The organism is Pedobacter sp. AW31-3R (assembly GCF_052180285.1).
Taxonomy (GTDB): domain Bacteria; phylum Bacteroidota; class Bacteroidia; order Sphingobacteriales; family Sphingobacteriaceae; genus Pedobacter.
The window spans coordinates 1,663,345-1,680,991 of sequence record NZ_CP197475.1 but is presented as its reverse complement, the minus strand read 5'-3'; the positions used below and the strand labels follow the sequence as shown (position 1 = coordinate 1,680,991).

12 protein-coding genes and 1 riboswitch are annotated in these 17,647 nt (G+C 43.9%); of the genes, 2 read left to right on the top strand and 10 right to left on the bottom strand.

Translation table 11 applies throughout. From position 1 onward, the window contains the following. Positions 1–40 precede the first annotated feature (40 nt). Positions 41–141: riboswitch (SAM riboswitch) on the bottom strand. A gap of 308 nt (positions 142–449) precedes the next feature. From ACSBL2_RS06910 to ACSBL2_RS06900, 3 genes are all read right to left on the bottom strand, one after another. After that, positions 450–1,256, bottom strand: a complete 807-nt coding sequence (locus ACSBL2_RS06910; protein WP_442590946.1) for a phytanoyl-CoA dioxygenase family protein — start codon at positions 1,254–1,256, stop codon at positions 450–452. 312 nt (positions 1,257–1,568) lie between these two features. Then, positions 1,569–2,348, bottom strand: a complete 780-nt coding sequence (locus ACSBL2_RS06905) for an SDR family NAD(P)-dependent oxidoreductase (protein ID WP_442590945.1) — start codon at positions 2,346–2,348, stop codon at positions 1,569–1,571. A 125-nt stretch (positions 2,349–2,473) separates the two neighbouring features. Continuing rightward, positions 2,474–3,448 carry a sugar phosphate isomerase/epimerase family protein gene (locus tag ACSBL2_RS06900; protein ID WP_442590944.1) on the bottom strand — a complete coding sequence of 325 codons (975 nt, stop codon included), beginning with the start codon at positions 3,446–3,448 and terminating at the stop codon, positions 2,474–2,476. Positions 3,449–3,671: 223 nt separating this feature from the next. Between ACSBL2_RS06900 and ACSBL2_RS06895 the strand changes: the two genes are divergently transcribed. Then, on the top strand, positions 3,672–4,829 hold the full coding sequence (locus ACSBL2_RS06895; RefSeq protein ID WP_442590943.1) for an MFS transporter: 1,158 nt from the start codon (positions 3,672–3,674) through the stop codon (positions 4,827–4,829). Between the two features lie 214 nt (positions 4,830–5,043). Beyond that, positions 5,044–5,544, top strand: coding sequence for a hypothetical protein (locus ACSBL2_RS06890; protein WP_442590942.1), 501 nt, complete (start codon positions 5,044–5,046; stop codon positions 5,542–5,544). Positions 5,545–5,780: 236 nt separating this feature from the next. Here the strand turns inward: ACSBL2_RS06890 and dnaA are convergent, their stop codons facing one another. From dnaA to ACSBL2_RS06855, 7 genes are all read right to left on the bottom strand, one after another. Next, positions 5,781–7,214, bottom strand: coding sequence for a chromosomal replication initiator protein DnaA (dnaA, locus tag ACSBL2_RS06885; protein ID WP_442590941.1), 1,434 nt, complete (start codon positions 7,212–7,214; stop codon positions 5,781–5,783). A 513-nt stretch (positions 7,215–7,727) separates the two neighbouring features. Further along, on the bottom strand, positions 7,728–9,146 hold the full coding sequence (locus ACSBL2_RS06880; RefSeq protein WP_442590940.1) for a calcineurin-like phosphoesterase C-terminal domain-containing protein: 1,419 nt from the start codon (positions 9,144–9,146) through the stop codon (positions 7,728–7,730). Positions 9,147–9,285: 139 nt separating this feature from the next. Then, positions 9,286–10,857, bottom strand: coding sequence for a DUF5689 domain-containing protein (locus ACSBL2_RS06875; protein WP_442590939.1), 1,572 nt, complete (start codon positions 10,855–10,857; stop codon positions 9,286–9,288). 19 nt (positions 10,858–10,876) lie between these two features. Further along, positions 10,877–12,352: a SusD/RagB family nutrient-binding outer membrane lipoprotein gene (locus ACSBL2_RS06870; RefSeq protein ID WP_442590938.1), complete on the bottom strand. Its 1,476-nt coding sequence runs from the start codon at positions 12,350–12,352 to the stop codon at positions 10,877–10,879. Between the two features lie 40 nt (positions 12,353–12,392). Beyond that, positions 12,393–15,863 carry a SusC/RagA family TonB-linked outer membrane protein gene (locus ACSBL2_RS06865; RefSeq protein WP_442590937.1) on the bottom strand — a complete coding sequence of 1,157 codons (3,471 nt, stop codon included), beginning with the start codon at positions 15,861–15,863 and terminating at the stop codon, positions 12,393–12,395. A 79-nt stretch (positions 15,864–15,942) separates the two neighbouring features. Beyond that, positions 15,943–16,977, bottom strand: a complete 1,035-nt coding sequence (locus ACSBL2_RS06860; RefSeq protein WP_442590936.1) for a FecR family protein — start codon at positions 16,975–16,977, stop codon at positions 15,943–15,945. Between the two features lie 92 nt (positions 16,978–17,069). Continuing rightward, positions 17,070–17,636 carry an RNA polymerase sigma factor gene (locus ACSBL2_RS06855; protein WP_442590935.1) on the bottom strand — a complete coding sequence of 189 codons (567 nt, stop codon included), beginning with the start codon at positions 17,634–17,636 and terminating at the stop codon, positions 17,070–17,072. Positions 17,637–17,647 lie beyond the last annotated feature (11 nt).

Here is a 17,647-nt window from a genome sequence, read left to right as displayed (position 1 = left end):
ATTGATTAAGTATGACTTATCCAGCAAAATCTGATAGCGATTGTTATCTGTCCACCTCAACGGCAGAAGGAATTAGCACCTTGTATAGCACAGGTTGCTAAGACTTCACAGGGCCTTTCCCTCAGTCTTTCTGGATAAGTAAATAAATTTAAGAACTCTTGTTGAAAACAAATGTACAAATAGTATACTAAATAAGTAGACTTTATTTCAATTTTTTTTATTCTTCTTTTTCCAGGGCTGCTGCAGCTCCCGGGAAACAAGAAAGACCAGATATATACACTGACGCTCAGGAAAAAAACAGCATTCCCGGTTTCATTCAGGCGTAAAAAGCAGGGTCATTTTAAAGACAGCCTTTTATAGGTATTCCGGCAGAAAAGAATGGGTTTGTTTAACCTTCCCGATCTGATCAGGTAGTTAACCACAATTAAAAAAAGCATATGGAATCCCCCCTATTTAACTAAACCTGCAAACCGCTGATAAAACACAGTTGGACTATGCTCATTTTTAGGTGCATATTTCCCCGCGATGATCGGAATATAGATAACCCTCCTGCGGCTCTGTTCACCAACAATAGACGACTGTGCCACACGATGCCACAAACGGCCATCATGCACGGTAAGATCACCTGCTTCAGGCACAATGGCCACTTCATTCGGGTCATTGTCATGGTCCATGAAATATTTCTTTCTGAACAGCATCTGGTAAAGGTTCTGTTTATGGGTGCCCGGAATAATCCGCAATCCCCCGTTCTCCGGTTTCAGGTTACTCAGGTGGATACCGACATTCAGCATTGGGTTCAGTTTTTTTCCATAGAATAAATCACGCAGTCCGTCAGTATGCCAGCCCATTTTTGTGAACTTGCTATCCGGGCCATTTACATAATGGTTGAACACCATGCCGTCTTTTTCATTTTCACCCAGCCGGGCATCGGCACCTGCCAGCTCAAATAACCCTTTCAGACGTGGGTCAAGTAATAATCCGCTAAAGGTAGAATGGTGCTGGTTGATAAATGCAAAACGCTGTACCAGGGTAGAACCATCCAGGTCCTGCCCATATTTTATAGGTACACCATTTACCTTATCTACCCCTTTTTCAATCCAGTTATGCTGCACCTCCAGGGAGGCTTTGACAATAGAATCTACCGTTTCCGGGGTAATGAAATTTTTGAAATGGATAAATCCATTGGTGTTAAAAAAGGACTTTTGTTCTGCGGTTAAGGATTCGCCTAAAGAGAATCCAGGGTACGAATTTGCCATGGTTATAGGATTAAAAGATGAGAAGTAGGATTGATTTTTTTAAAGAAAATTTAGATCGGGAAGATCTGCAGGATTAACAACAGCAGCCCTGCATATACTTCATCAGCTGAAGCATTGCTTTACAAGAGTGGGTAGGTGTGCTGTTGTTGATCATTTCTTTCATAAAGACTACCATTTTGGTAGACATTAAACAAACATATAAAATATTTTTTATATCCTGCTATTATTTTAAAAAAATATTTAAAAATAATAGCAGGATATACCACTGTCTCACAGTACCATGAACAAAATAGCGAAAATATCCCCGGCAGCTTAGCGGGTTTTATAGAGGCTGGCGGCAACCCGCTCAATGATCGCTTTGGGAAGAAAACGGTTGGCATAAGCCGATACCTGGTTGGTGAAACCGGGGATAACCTCTGATTTCTTACTGAACATGGCTTTTAAGGCAAAGGCAGCGACCTGGTCAGGATCCATATTAAATTTCTCTGCCAAATCCTTAATCACAGAGAGTCCGGCCCGTTCTGCAAAACCGGTAGCCACCGGACCCGGACTGATACAGGTCACAGATACCGAAGTATGCTGCAGTTCCATACGGATCGCACGGCTGAAAGAGAGCACATAGGCTTTGGTCGCAGCATATACCGCAAGGGTTGGCAGCGCCTGGTAAGCAGCTGTGCTGGAAATATTCAGTATATAGGACTGTTGACAAGTCCGGAGTGAGGGCAACAGCCGGAACGTGAGTTCGGTGACCGTATTGATATTTAACTGTATGCTGTTCAACTGCTCATCAATCGACAACTGATCAAAGTTCCCCCACAATCCAAATCCTGCGTTATTGACCAGGATGGAGACCGTATAGGCCTTCTCCCTGCACCAATCTGCCACCTCCAGTGCAGCACCAGGCATAGAGAGGTCAATCGCCAGCAGGTCAACCTGAATGGCATATGCAGCGGTTAAGTCTTCTTTTAGTTGGGCCAATTCCTCTCCCGACCGGGCGACCAGCAATAAATTGTATTTCTTTACGGCCAGTAAGGTGGCGATAGATTTTCCGATTCCCTTACTCGCACCGGTTATTAAAGCATATTCTTCCATAGTATCCACACCAGCATTAAAAATTCAGCGCAGGACAACAATAGATCTTCATCCTTTGGAATGCCATTGTTATCCTGCGCTGAATTCAGGGAAGCCTGGTTCCCCATTTAAATTTTATGTCCTTGTTACACCAGTTGCTGTTTCACATAGTTATAACTGTCTTTCACACTCACAAAAGGATCTATCTTAATGACATCCTGCTCTACAAAAATGTATTTCAGGCCAGCTTCTTTTTGTGCTTTGAAAATATCTTTGAAATTGATGGCTCCGGTACCTACTTCTGTATACCCGATAGATTTGAGGATATCCATTGAAGGCGACTTATCCAACTCTCCACCAGTAATTGGCGCCGTTAAAGCCTTATCCATATCTTTCACATGCCACATGGGAAATCTTCCGGGATTGCTTTTAAAATAAGCTGATGGTTTCACTCCCGATTTTTCTATCCAGAAAAGATCCATCTCAAAAGAAACCAGTGCCGGATCCGTATTTTTTAACAGGATATCATATCCCCTTTGTCCGTTATCCAGTTTCCTGAATTCCCAGAAGTGGTTATGGTAGCCCATTTGAATGCCTGAAGCCTTTGACAGCTCCCCAGCTTTATTCAGCTGTGCAGCCATAAATTCAAAATCGGCACTGCTGAGTTTATCAACCAGTGTAAATGGTGGCACGGGTACCACCAGGTGTTTCTGTCCCAATGCAGAGGCAATCTCCAGCTGTGCTTTCAGCGCAGTATCATCACCATTGCCTAGGGTTAGGAAATCATTCAGCTGGTAATGACCGCTGTATGTTTTAAGCCCAAGGTCATCCAGCAGGGTTTTCAGTTCCTGTAAACTTAAACCCCAGTAACTGGCCGCTTCGCCGGGTTTGTATCCATAAAAAGTTTCCACATGGTTATACCCGATTCCGGCAACCTTCTCTATAGTGGAACGTGCATCTTTAGACAATGCATCCCTCAGGGTATAGAGTTGAAGTCCGATTTCACGGACCTTAGGCGCTGCTGAAAAGACATCCATAGCGTTTGACATCAATGGGCCGGCAACCATGGCTGCAGATCCCAAAAGACCTGCTTTTTTTAAAAATGATCTTCTGTTTTCCATATTTTTTTTACACTAAAATAAAATAAACCACTGAAATTTATAAGCTATTCAGGGCAGGTAACGAAATGAATACACCTGCTGGCGTCATCACTAGCTTTAAAGATAATACATAAATCGTATGAGCAGCATTTAAAAATGGGATAATCTACAATTAATCCCTTATTTTGTGAATAGACCCGAAATTGACATCAATTATCCAAAATAAAAAAAGTACCCCATCCCTATGACGCCAGCCAACGCAATACCACCGCAAAAATCTTATTCCAAAAACATCATCAGGGCAGTTGTTGCTGCTATGTTCTTTATGGCAGGATTGGTTTTTGCCAGCTGGGCGTCGCGTATTGCAACGATACAGCAGAACCTTTCCTTATCAGATGCTGCGCTTGGCGCTGTTTTGTTCGCCCTGCCGGTAGGTTTAATGTTATCCCTCCCCCTGTCTGGCTGGGCGGTAAATAAAATCGGCAGCCGTAAAGTCCTTGCCATTGCCCTTTCGGCCTATGGCTTAACCCTGATCAGCCTAGGTATGGTTACCCATGCCTACCAGCTGGTTTTGTGCCTGATTGTCTTCGGTCTGGCCAGTAATGCAACCAACATATCGGTCAACACCCAGGCTGTTGCTACCGAAGCCTTGTACCCTAAACCAATTATGGCTTCCTTTCACGGGGTATGGAGCCTCGCGGGTTTCATTGGTGCCGGTATTGGTACCTTTATGATCGGTATCAATATGGCCCCCGCGCCACATTTTATGATCATTGCCGCGATTACCGTGGTTACAGTGATCATTTGCCTGCGGTACCTTCACAATGACCATACCGCAGCCGAAACGCCCGCTTTTGCGATCCCGGACAAATCACTGATCACCCTTGGACTCATCGCTTTTTGTTCGATGGTCTGTGAGGGGGGGATGTTCGACTGGAGTGTAATTTATTTTAAGAAAGTTGTGCTGGCAGAAAAAGCCTGGATTGCTGCCGGATATACCGCATGTATGTGTACGATGGCATTGGGACGTTTTGTTGCCGACAGCTTCTCCGCAAAATTCGGATTGAGAAGGACTTTGCAGGTCAGCGGACTGCTCAGTGCCGTCGGACTGCTGATCGCTGTACTCTTCCCTACTTTGCTCTGGGGTATCATTGGTTTCATGTTCGTTGGTGCCGGTATTTCCTCTGTGGTACCACTGGTGTACAGTGCTGCAGGAAAATCAAAGACCATGTCGCCCGGTGCTTCAATTGCTGCGGTATCGACCATCAGTTTTATAGGATTCCTCATCGGTCCCCCGGTCATAGGTTTTCTTGCCGGAGCCTTCACCCTGAGGATAGCTTTTATATTTATTTTCGTGATGGCCGTCTCTGTTTTCGTATTATCTACAAGAGCAAAAATCTAAAGGGAAATCCCGTTTTTTTCTTCTAAGTGCACATTAATTTTTAAAACCTAATAAAAATCACAATATCTAAACAGAGTTTCATCCTAACTAATTTACATTATACATCCATACCACACACACCCCATGATTCTGTCCTGGTTATTCTTTAAAAGAGTGTATTACATTGTCTTACAATAAAATATGTTATTATTTTTGCGGCTTACTTTTATAAAGAATGGAAACAAAACTCAATGGGGGCGCTTTAAAGCAGGGAAGATTAAAATTAAAATGGACAACACAATTTGCAGCAAAAAAGCTTGGAATTCCGCCAGCGGAGTATGAGCAGATTGAAAGTACCGATTCCGGTTATTATGACCTAAAATTCAAAGCCAGGATCACCGCAACAAAAATGGCTTTTGCTTCCGTATGGTATGTGGTCAGTCAGATGGAAAAAACTTATGATGTCGCTAAACTAAAAGGAATTAGCATGGATTCACTTCAACAGACAGCAGAAGAAAAAGAACTGGAAAACTATGCAAAGACCTTTCCGAGGTTTGAAAAAATCACCAGGGAGCGCCTGGATAACATCCAGCAGCGCAAAACCAAAAGCACAAAGACCGTAACTGCCATTGTTCTGGTATATAAAAAATTAAAAAAAATCAGAAGGGCTATACTAAACATCGGCTTGTGGAAAAAGAAAGAACCTACAGCAAAAAAACAGACTTCTGTAAATTAAAGATCCCAGAAACAGGGCGACTCAGTTAAAAATATCAGCTAAACCATTTTTTACAAACTTTATCTATCTACTTTTCTATCTTTCCCAACATAACAGACCATCCGGATAGACAGCTATCAGGCTGACAGGCACCGGGATTGTCGGGTTTAAGAACCAGAAAGGAAAAGTATTTTATAGCAAAGGGGCATCCATATCAAATGAATGCCCCTTATTATTTCCAATCCTGACAGCGGAGGTTAGCTCATCTTCAGTTTTTTGTGAATATCATCTACATAACCTTTAAACTTCTTATCTGTTTCAATCAGGTCTTCCACGGTCTGGCAGGCATAGATCACTGTAGAGTGGTCCCTTCCTCCATAAAAAGCACCAATACTTTTCAGTGAAGACTTTGTCAGGCTTTTCGATAAGTACATGGAAATTTGTCTGGCCTGTACCACCTCACGCTTTCTGGTAGGCGATTTAACCAGGTCTACCGCAACTTCAAAATACTCGCACACCAGCTTTTGGATAAACTCCATAGAAATCTCTTTCGTGGTATTCTTAATGAAGTTTTTCAGCATGGTCTTTGCCAAGGACAGGTCGATATCTTTTTTATTCAGCGTGGATTGTGCCAATAAGGAGACCATGGCACCTTCCAGTTCACGAACATTATTGTCAATGTTATGCGCTACGTATTCAACAACCTCTGAAGGCAGTTCAATACCATCGGCATACATTTTCTTTTTCAGGATCGCAATCCTGGTTTCCAGGTCAGGAATCTGAAGGTCTGCTGAAAGTCCCCATTTAAAACGGCTGAGCAGTCTTTCTTCTAAACCTGAAAGATCTTTTGGTGCTTTGTCTGAAGTAATGATGATCTGTTTCCCCGACTGGTGCAGGTGGTTGAAGATATGGAAAAAGATATCCTGTGTTTTTTCTTTTCCTGCAAAATTATGCACATCGTCCATAATGATCACATCCATTGCCTGGTAAAAATTCACAAAATCATTGATGGTGTTATTTTTCAGGGATTCTACAAACTGCTGGCAGAATTTCTCACAGGATACAAAGATCACGAGTTTATCCGGATGGGTACGTTTAATCTCATTACCGATAGCCTGCGCCAAATGCGTTTTCCCTAATCCTACCGCACCATAAATCATCAGTGGGTTGAATGATGTCGCCCCAGGTTTAGCGGCCACAGCAAAGCCCGCAGAGCGTGCCAGACGATTGCAATCGCCCTCAATGTAGTTCTCCAGGGTATAATTCCTGTTCAACTGTGGATCTACATTTAATTTTTTCAGTCCCGGAATCACAAAGGGGTTCCTTAAATCCTTGCTTAGCGATTCTGCCTTGGGAAAGGCTTGTGATTTCGCCGATGCAGAGGTGTTACCATGAGAAGGCATGTTCGTTGTATACGGCGAGCCACTGTTCGTCGTTTTGTCCACAACGATGTTATATTCCAGACGGCCGTCTTCTCCAAGTTCCTGTTTTACTGTCTTGCGCAGAAGTCCAACATAGTGTTCTTCCAACCACTCATAAAAGAATAAACTTGGCACCTGAACAGTCAAAACATTCCCTTCTAATTTTAAAGCTGAGATCGGCTCGAACCACGTTTTGTAACTTTGGTTCGGGATATTGGCTTTGATGGTTTGAAGTGAGTTATTCCATACTGTAGTACAAGTATTCTGCATATATTTTTTATTGTTATTAGGTATCAAATTTCTGTTGTTCCCGATTGGGATTGCGAAGTTCAAAATAATTATTAACAATAAAAGATAAACTTATACCCATCATTCAAGCTGATATAAATCAGCAACTTACGCGATATTTTTCGTTTCTAATGTGGATAAGTATGGCTTATTAACAGGTGTTGTTAACTACTCTTTTTTAAGCCCATTGTGGATACTTTTTACGCTTTTTTCATCATTTACCTTATCGTTTTAACTTCCTGTCATCTATCATCTTAATGTCATTAAAACTAAAAGTATTAGTAAGAATAACTGTTTTTTTAAGCAAAAGGCTGCGCAGAAGTCAACACCTGAAAACCGGTATAATGGGGATAACTTATCCACATGTGGATAGTTCCTGACAGCTGTGTTTCGGCTTGGGTTAAGGACGGAAAACAAGCTGCTTTACAGCATAAAAAAAGACCGGTAAAAACCGGCCTTCCCTAATGGTGGTTGATGGACCACTGTGCTTGCGAATTACAGCGTGACTTCAGTGCTGTATACTTCTCCAAAGCGGTCTGTTGCCAACACCCTGATCTTCTTAACCGAGGAACCATAAGCGGCCGAAAAAAGATGATCGGTTTCCCTGGGTTCAGGAAAATGGCGTCCCGCAGGAAGCTGGTCACCTTTATACAACCTGACTGCTAAAGGATCAAAACCTATCTCATTCCTGAGGGTTCCCATAGGTTGGTCATCAAAGAAGTATTCTACTTTCCATACCGGATCCCAGTTCCATACATTCACGATAAACCGGTTATCCCCCTCTGTTTTATCGGTATAAATCTTCATTTGGAGGTCTTTTGTCGCCCCTGTAGGTTTATAATACCATTTCAATTGCGTGCCGTCCACTTCATACACCCCATATCCGCGGGGCGCACCGTCTTCACAGATCGGCCCGGTCCACCATGCGCCGCAAACTGTGCCATGATTGTGCTCAAAGATGCCATTCGTGATGTTATTGGCATTGTAATGGGTATGTCCTGACATGATATGCACATTTGTATATCCTTCCAGAACGGCATAGAAATCCTTATTGTTTTTCACCTGATTGTAAACGGGGATATGGACGTTGATGATCAGCAGCTGATCTTTTGCTACATACTGCAGGTCTTTCTTCAGCCAGTCCAGCTGTTCCTGTGTAAAATAACCATCATACTCCCGTTCCCTGCCCAGGTACCTTACATTATCCATCACCACATAATGTACTTTTCCCCGGTTAAACGAATAATAGGTAGGGCCGTAGGTAGCTTTAAAGGTGACATCAGAGGTTTCATCCCCTCCTTTTCTGTAGTCCATGTCATGGTTTCCCAGGGTCTGAAAAAATGGGATCCCCATAGTGGCCACTGCCTTGTTGTAATCGGCAAAATATTCATGGAAGTCCCATACAATATCTCCTACACAAATCCCGTGGACCAAAGTATCAGTTCCCATCGCCTTAATCACGGCTACGGTATCGGGCAATGAGGTTTCCATCATCTGCTTCACATCTTTCTTGTTCCGGACCTGCGGATCAGCCCAGATGATAAACTTATGCTGGTCATCCTGTTGCTGCAAACGCTTTAGATCAAAATTAAACTCCTGGTTTCTTCCTTCCTGGAACTGGTGGTAATGCCTTGCAATAGAATTCTCTGCTAAAAATTCATAACCTGCAGGTGTACTCACCCAAACCATCGTTGCCTGATCATGGGCGGTTAGACTATATCTTCCTTTTTTATCCGTTAATACGACACTATATCCATCAGATACCACTACGTTTGCAATCCCTTTCCCCTGCTCAATTACCCTGCCTTTTATGGTCTTTCCCTTGCCCAGAAAAGAATATGGAAAAGCCTGGAAGCTCACCAGAAGTCCCCCGGATAACAATCCTGCTTTTTGTATAAATGATCTCCTGTTCATAATTATTTCTACAATATATTTCTTGATATGTATTTAAATAAGAATTTACCGGGCAGTTCCCTATTGAAAACCTAGCCGGTAAATCCTTTTTCAGGTGATCCATGCGATTTTAGCCTAACACCGGATCGATCACCTGCAGTTATTTCTTTACGCTGAGCGCTTCTGAGAGCGTAGTTACATCTGTTGTCTCAATTTCAGCCACTACTGATGTAGCCGACATCAGGTAAAAGGTATGTGCCCTCGGGGTATCCCAAGACTTGTCGGTTACATTGAAAACACCTCCAAGTTTGACAAAAATCCCTTGGTCTGCCGGACTCTGGTGCGGGATAATATACTGGTTGGTCCCCTGAAAAAAGAAAGGTTGTTCTGTATGCTCCGTGATATCCAGCATCGTGTAATGGTCACTATCCGGAATACGGTAACCTGTATTTTTCATCTCATTATACATAGTTGTTTTGCCTGTTCCACCAAAAAACACGGCATCTACAGGCACGGAAGTTTCCGTTACATTGAGCCCTTCAAAGATGGCAATCCCCCCTGCATTTCCGCTGTTGGGAAGTAATCCGCTGGATTTGTTGCCAAAGCCATCCCCATCATTGGCATTATATGCAATCGCACTGATCCATTTGGAGGCACTGATATCGGTCGTATTGGGTCCGTTAATCTTTTTGTTGCTTCCTCCTACATAGAAGAATTCACCTTTGACAACAGTTCCCGAGGTAAGGTTGAATTTATAGGTCCTTCCCCCTCCGGTAGCCCATCCGCCGCCGGGAGCATCACCAGCATAGGGTGCTGCTGCCCCTGCATTCGTACAGGTCACGACCGACATGGGGGTCTCTGAAAAATCGATATCCCTCGTAGCCATAAACTGGAAGTATTCATAATTACCATCTGCACCTTTCGAATCGTTCACAAAACCGGTGATCAGGACAGGCAGCTTACCCAATTCCGGCCCATCAGGATCTGTTGGAGCAATCGGATCGGTAATATCAGCTGATGTACGTGGCCATAATTGCAGCACAGGTATTCCATCCACAGTTTCCTGAACCACCACAATTCCGGCAAAACTCGCGCCTGCTGGTAAAATTGCCGAAGCAAAACTTGCTGCAGCTGCTGTATGTAAAATAATGCTGTCTGCACCGTTTACCACACTTTTATCCCCCTCCATAGTCTCTCCTGGTTTTGGTGCAGGATTTACAGTTCCTCCGGTGATCTTCACCAATGTGCTCTCATATTCTCCGGGTTTAAGGGAAATATTATAACTCGAGGCGGTTTGTATATTTTGGGCATTGCCGGAAGATATCTTTCTGACTGCTCCTTCTGCCAGGCCTGTCAGCTGTAAGGAACCGTTTACCTTCTCCAATACGGCCCCCTCCACAGTAACCGACAGTGAATCTCCCGGTTTATAGTCCGCCGCATTGTTGAGTGCAAGGACAATCCCCCGGGTCTTGTTTCTTCTGGTATTCTGGATCACGACCGTATTGGAAATGACATTCCCCGAATCCAGGTTGGAAATCACTACCCCGCCAACTGTCGTTGCCTCCATCAGGTGTGCTTTCGTTATCGTTACTGCCGTCCCTGTATACAGCAGGCGTACCTCTTCCAGAAAGGTGATGGAACTGAGTGTCCCCTCTGCATCATCATGCTTCTTGCAGGCCGAGCACAGCGCAACCATGCAAAGTACCAGCAAATAGTATTTTTTAAGTCTCATCTTTTTATATTTCTTTTAATTAAGGCTTTTGCCACCATACCTGTGTAGAAATCTGGTCTGCGCCTTGTATCGCGACAGCAGCCCTGTAATTTTCGCCATTGGCAGACTGCACATAAACCGGGTAATTCAACCTTGCCGGCATGGTTCCCCCATTGGACAATCCCGCACCTTTTGGCAAAACAGGGTGCCCTGTACGACGGTATTCAAACCATTGTTCCATCCCGGTGAAAAACATGGCATAATACTTCTGGAGGTGAATCAATTCCATTTTCTGCTCCAGGGTATAACCATCATCCCATTTTACTTTTTCAAAAGTCAGGTAATTGGCTGGCAGGGTATATCCATATTGTGTAATTCCGCTGGTCACCCCATTTTCATAATAGGTTTGCGCAGGCTTGGCCGTAATCCAGCCCTTTGATGCAGCTTCAGCAAGGATCAGCTGCAGCTCTGAATAATTCATGATGTTACCCAGCGTAGGGTCTACCATTAAGGATACCGGGAAAGTCGACCTTCCTTCCGGGGCCTGGCCTGGCGCATATCCGCTGGGGATACCGGCATACTCCCCATCAGACAAGGTTGCCCAGCGCTGAATCCTCGGATCGCTCCATTCATTCAGGTTATTGACGAAGAAACTGGCCAGCTTTGGCCCATACCAGTCCGCATCCCTCCAGGAGGCAAAAGGAGTAGAATAAGGTGCAGTCCCTGTCCATTTTAACAGGGCAGAATCTTCATTACCCGCCATTAAAGGATAGGTGGAAGCTTTCGTATCAATCATTTCCGTGATCTTGGCAATTGCACCGGTTTCTGCCTTTGCCGATACCCTTAGCAATAGCCTTAAATAAAGCGAATTGCCAAACTTGCGCCATTTGGAGCGGTCACCTCCAAAAACAGGGTCACTTGCTGAAGCGATTGAATTCGTAGGTACCACCCCCTGCCCCGTATTGGCTACGGTAAGAATGGTATTTGCCTCTTCCAGCATTTGAAATATCATGGGATAAATATCCTTCTGCTGGTCGAATACAGGGGTAAAATTCCCTTCACTGCCTTTAATTGACTGGGTAAAGGGAACATCACCATAGGTATCCGTAAGCATGGAATAGATCCATGCCTGGCAGATCAATGATACTGCCATGTAGGAAGGATTTAAATCCTCACCACCCTTATAAATATCCTTAAAGTTGGTCAGTTGGACATACCAGGTATTCCACAGGAAATCTGCCTCAGAAGTCAACAGTTCATACCTGAAGATCTTGCCGTCGCCATCGCCCATATTTACGGTAACCTGCATCAGTTCATTGGTGATCCGCTGGCTGCGCGTGGCATTTGCCGAAACCACACTGTTAATTGCCGGGGCAAGCAAGGCTTGCGGCAAAGCATACTGGGAGGTATTGGGGTTGGTATTCAACTCCGAAAAGTTTTTCTTACAGGACGTTGTCAGTATCGCCAGAGCGACAACAAGGCCCAGTGTGCTATAGATTTTTTGATGTAATTTCATTGGATTCTTTTAATGATAAGAAAAATGGGTTCATACAGTCTTATAAGCCGATTACAACGTTCAGACCAACCGAACGGGTGGATGGAAACTGTCCATACTCAAAACCTTTATTGATATCTGAACCGTTTAATGTACCGAACTCGGGATCAAAACCAGGCCATTGGGTAATCGTCAGCAGATCACGCCCATAAACACCAACAGAAGCCCGCTGTAAACCCAATTTCCCCAGGAATTTTGCTGGAAGTGCATACTCAAATCTCGCTTCCCTCAGCTTGATAAAATCTGTGGAATAAGTAGATCCCTCCACATTGTCACGCCCATAGTGTGCGTTATAGTAAGTCCAGACGTCTTTAGCCACCACATCATTAGGTCTGAAACTTCCATCAGTGTTTCTTTGTACCCCATTTCCAATAATACCATTATAACGCCCCGGCAGGGTATTCACTGTTTTTCCCTGTTCGGCCATTACCGCAGCTGATAAGGAATACGCCACAGCACCATACTGTGCATCAATCAGAAAATTAAAGGAGAACTGTTTATAGCGCAGGGTATTGCCAATACTTGCTTTCCACTGGGGATTGGTATTACCGATATATTTTGTATCCCTCATGACCACAGGATTACCCAATTCATTATACACGATCTGGCCATCAGGGGAGCGTTCATACCCTCTTCCAAAAAGATCGCCCATACTTCCCCCTGGCCTGGCGATAATCGCGCCCCTGCTTCCCGGGCCATTCTGTAAGATCATTTCCTGCAGCGCATCGGTCAATGCTGCAACCGTATTTTTATTGGCCGCAAAAGTTCCGTTAATTGTCCAGTTTAAACCACTTTTTGTTTGTACAGGAGTTCCGCTAAGCATCACCTCAATACCTTTATTGCGCACCAGTCCGGCGTTGACAACCGCATAACGATATCCTGAAGCCGCATCCACTGTAGAGGTAAGGATTTGGGATTTTGTATTGCCCTTATAGAAAGTCAGGTCCAGGCCCAAACGGTTATCAAATAGTTTTATTTCTGTTCCCACCTCATAACTTGTCGTGTACAAGGATTCCAGGAATGGGTTCGCCAGCGTTGTTGGATTATATAGACTACCATCATAACTATCTGCCCGGACATAAGTATAAGAGGTACGGTACGGTTCAGTACTGCCACTTCCTACACCGGCAATAGATCCCCTTAGCTTTAAATAAGAGATCGCTTTCGGCAGTTTAAATAATTCGGAAACAATGACACTCGTATTCACCGAGGGATAGAAAAATGACACATTACTGGTACTGGACGGTGTTGCCAGCACACTATTCCAGTCGTTACGCGCACTGACGTCAACAAACAGGAAATCCTTGTAAGCTGCCGTAAACAATCCATAAAAACTGTTAATCGCGTATTGGCTTTTGTAAGGAAGCGGAACGATGTCACCTGCTGCATTTGCCATACTATAAACGCCTGCATAGGATAAAGAATCTGCACGCAGGTCGCTTTTGTCATAGGTATTTTTCAGCATGCTTCCCCCTGCGGTAGCGGAAATTTCGAAATCATCACCCAACTTTTTATTGTACCTCAGCAGCACATCACTGTTGATTTCCTGTGAGAATATAGCCTGGGTCCTGTACATCCCCTTGTTGAACTTCTCCGTATCATAAGGCCGTTGCTGGCTACGCTGTTCGTTAGCCATATCCAGGCTGGTTCTCACCATCACACTCAGGTCGGGCGTAAAATTATAGGTAGCCTGTAAATTCCCGGTCACGGTATTCCTCTTTGATCCATTGAGCATCTCATTGGTGATCAGGTAAGGATTATCGGGATAACTGCTGAATGGATAACTTTGCTTGATGTTCTCCTGTCCGGGCATCCAGTAATCCTTCAACCAGCTGATGGGTGCATTGGGTTCCCAGAACATGTACCAATACATAATAGACTGATTGTTATATCCGGTAGCAGGAAGGTTATCGCTGACATTGTTGTTGTAGTTGACCTTGGCAGCAAGTTGTAGTTTTTCAGTAACCTTCGTATCTACAGACAGGGCAACTGAAGTTTTTTTATACCCGGTATTGGGGATAATCCATTTATTGTTGACGTTGGTTGCAGAAAAACGCGCCGCCGTCTTTTCATTCCCCCCATCAAGGGTTACACTATTGGTCAGTGTCCGTCCGGTATCGAAAAAATTCCTTGAATCATTCACATAAGGCACCCATGGTGTTCTAACTGTCCCCTGTGTATGTGTAATGGGATCATACTGGAAATATTCCTGCCCGTTAAATTTTGGCCCCCATGCAGAGCTGGTACTTCTTGTACTCGCTCCATCAGCGGAGGCATTGTAAGAATAATAATTATCCCCATCAACACCCTGGCCATATTCATATTGTAAATCAGGCCAGCGATTGACGCTCTCAAAAGAGGTATTGGAATTAAAGGTTACCCCCAGTCCACTCCTAGTTCTTCCTGATTTTGTGGTGATAATGATAGCTCCGTTGGCACCGCGCTGACCATAAAGTGCAGAGGCGCCAGGCCCCTTCAATACCGTAACATTTGCTATATCTTCAGGGTTGATATCATTTAACCCGCTTCCAAAATCGATGGGTGTTTCTTCTGCCAGATAGCCTTTATCTCCATAACTGGTATTTCTTCCGCTTCCCTGGTTGATCACCACCCCATCTACAACGATCAGCGCCCCGTTATCGCCCGTCAGGTTATTTTCTCCCCGTAAAATGATTTTATTGGATCCCGCAGGTCCGCCATTGGAACGCACCAGGTTTAAGCCTGCCACCTTACCCGAAAGGGCATCTGTCCAGTTATTGGAAATGGCATTGGTCAGCTGTTCACCGCTCAGTACCGTAGCGGCATAACCCAGGGCTTTAGACTCCCGTTTGATCCCCAATGCGGTTACGACAACTTCCTGAAGGTCATTGGCAGAGACTTTTAATACAGCGTCCAGGGTAGTCGCCCTATTCAGCTGGACACTGATATTTTCTTTTTTCAGGGTCTGAAAAGAGATAAAGCTGAATTCAACCGTATGTGTCCCCGGAACAACACCTAAGGTATAGCTTCCATCCGTCTGACTTTGGGCATAGGCATCTGCACCCAAAACCCTTACCGAAGCTCCGGGGAGCGGCTGCCCGTCTTCATCTACGATTTTACCTTTAATGGTTCCTTTATCTGCCTCTTTACGGACAATAAGGATATTTCTGTTCCCTGAAAGTTTAAAGGTAAAGAGTGTACCCCTTAAAATCTGGTTCAACGTTTCCTGAACCGAGCGTTCTGCACGGCTCACTTTAATTATCTTACTGTCATTTAATAAGGAATTATTATAGCTGATGGAAAAACCGCTGAGTTTTTCCAGTTGTGCAAAAGCTTCCTTAAGTGTGATATTCTCTGCACCAAACGTAATTTTTTTATCCACTGCTCCTTGTTGGGCCTGTGCCTTATCTACGGCAAATGGCAACTGGAGCAGCAACAATATGGTAAATAACCATAACTTCTTCATATATTTACTTCGTTTATACTTATTCATTCATGAGTTTAAATTCTTAACAGTCCTGGGATTGTTCGAGCAATTCCAGGCTATTTTTTTGCTATTCGCTGGGTATCTTCTATTTCATAATCCTTCCTCCTTTTTGGTTTGTATTCGAGATGAAAAAATGGTTTCCTTTTTGGGTATAGGCAATACTGCTCAATTCAGCCAGGTTATCCATGATCTGATGTAGCGACATGCTGTTGAATTTGGCAGTAAGCCTGCTTTCCCCCAGTATATTGTCTGTGAATTCAATCTTTACACCATAATGGTGTTCCAGTGAAGCCGCGATTTCTTTAAGGGGAGTATTGTAATACACGAAATTGTTATCCCTCCAACCACTTACCGCCTGTGCGTCGGTGGTGTTAAAAGTATACAGCCCAGTAAGGGTATTGATCTCCATCTGCTCATTTGGCGTCAGGAATTTCACCAGCCTGGATTTTCCATTCAGATTTGACATGACCCCTACTTTACCGGTATTTACCGTTACAGCAACACTGTTCTTTGCTGTAAAAGCCTTGATATTGAATGAGGTGCCCAACACCACAGTGGCGATATTTCCACTCTTTACCACAAAGGGCCTTTTAGACTGGTGTACCACATCAAAAAAAGCTTCGCCATCCAGGTACACGGTCCGCTCGGCACCATCGAACTTTCTTGCATACCTGAGTTTACTGCCCCCTCCTAAATAGATCACGGAACTGTCGGGCAGCACAATTTTCGAATGCTGTCCATCAGGATTATTGATCTGTGCATAGTCCACAGGAAGCGCTTTCCTGTGAAATATCATCTTATCATTCATCAGTCCTGCTACAGCAATCAGGAAAAATATGGCGGCATACATCATCCACTTAAGGCGACTCGCTTTAATGGTCTTTTTCTCTTCCGGCAAGACCTCCGCATGGATATGTGCGCTTATTTTGGCCCAGTTCGCTGCTGTGTGTTCGGGTTGTTTAAAGTATCCCTTTGAAGCACCCAGGATTTGTATCGTTTCACTGAACATCTCCAGGTTGTCCGGATGTTCTTCAATCCATTCCTGTAATTGTGTAAGTCCGTCATCACTGATCGTTTTATCAAAATAGGATAAGATCAGCCAGTAGTTTTTATCTTCCATTATTGTGTCTCTATAGAGGAAGACAGGTTTTTGGAAGATTTTACGTACTGAACTTTGTTAAACTTATATTAATAAATCATGAACTACCGGAATTAAATATCGGGCGATTGTTTCAGCAGGGTACGCAGCTGGTGTATCGATTGATACAGGGTTGTTTCTACTGTCCTTACAGAAATTCCCAAAAGCTGGGAAATGGTATGTTTATCAAGGTGATCAATCCTGCTCATCAATAGGACCTCGCGTTGACGTTCAGGCAGCTTATTGATCATGTAAATAAGGTGTTCGCTGGCTTCCCTGCCGGAAAGTATGTCAAAAGGAGTATTGTGGTCCTGAAGTACCTGATGCTGCTGTTCATGCACATCAAGGTCTTCAAAAGAATTCACTGGATTTTTCTTCTTTTGTGTGTAATTCAGGGAAAGGTTCCGGGCAGAAACAAACAGGTAATTCCTTACTTTAAGAATAGCTGTTTCCTTCCTGTTGTCCCAAAGTCTGATAAAAAGGTCTGCTACAATCTCTTCAGCAACTGCATGATCTTTTGTATATACACTACAAAAATGACAAAGGGATTTATAATATCTGTTAAAGAGTGTTTCCAAAGCAACAGGATCATCACTTTTCAACCTGCTCACCAATGCTTCATCTGTAAATTCCAAATACATTCCTTATCCTG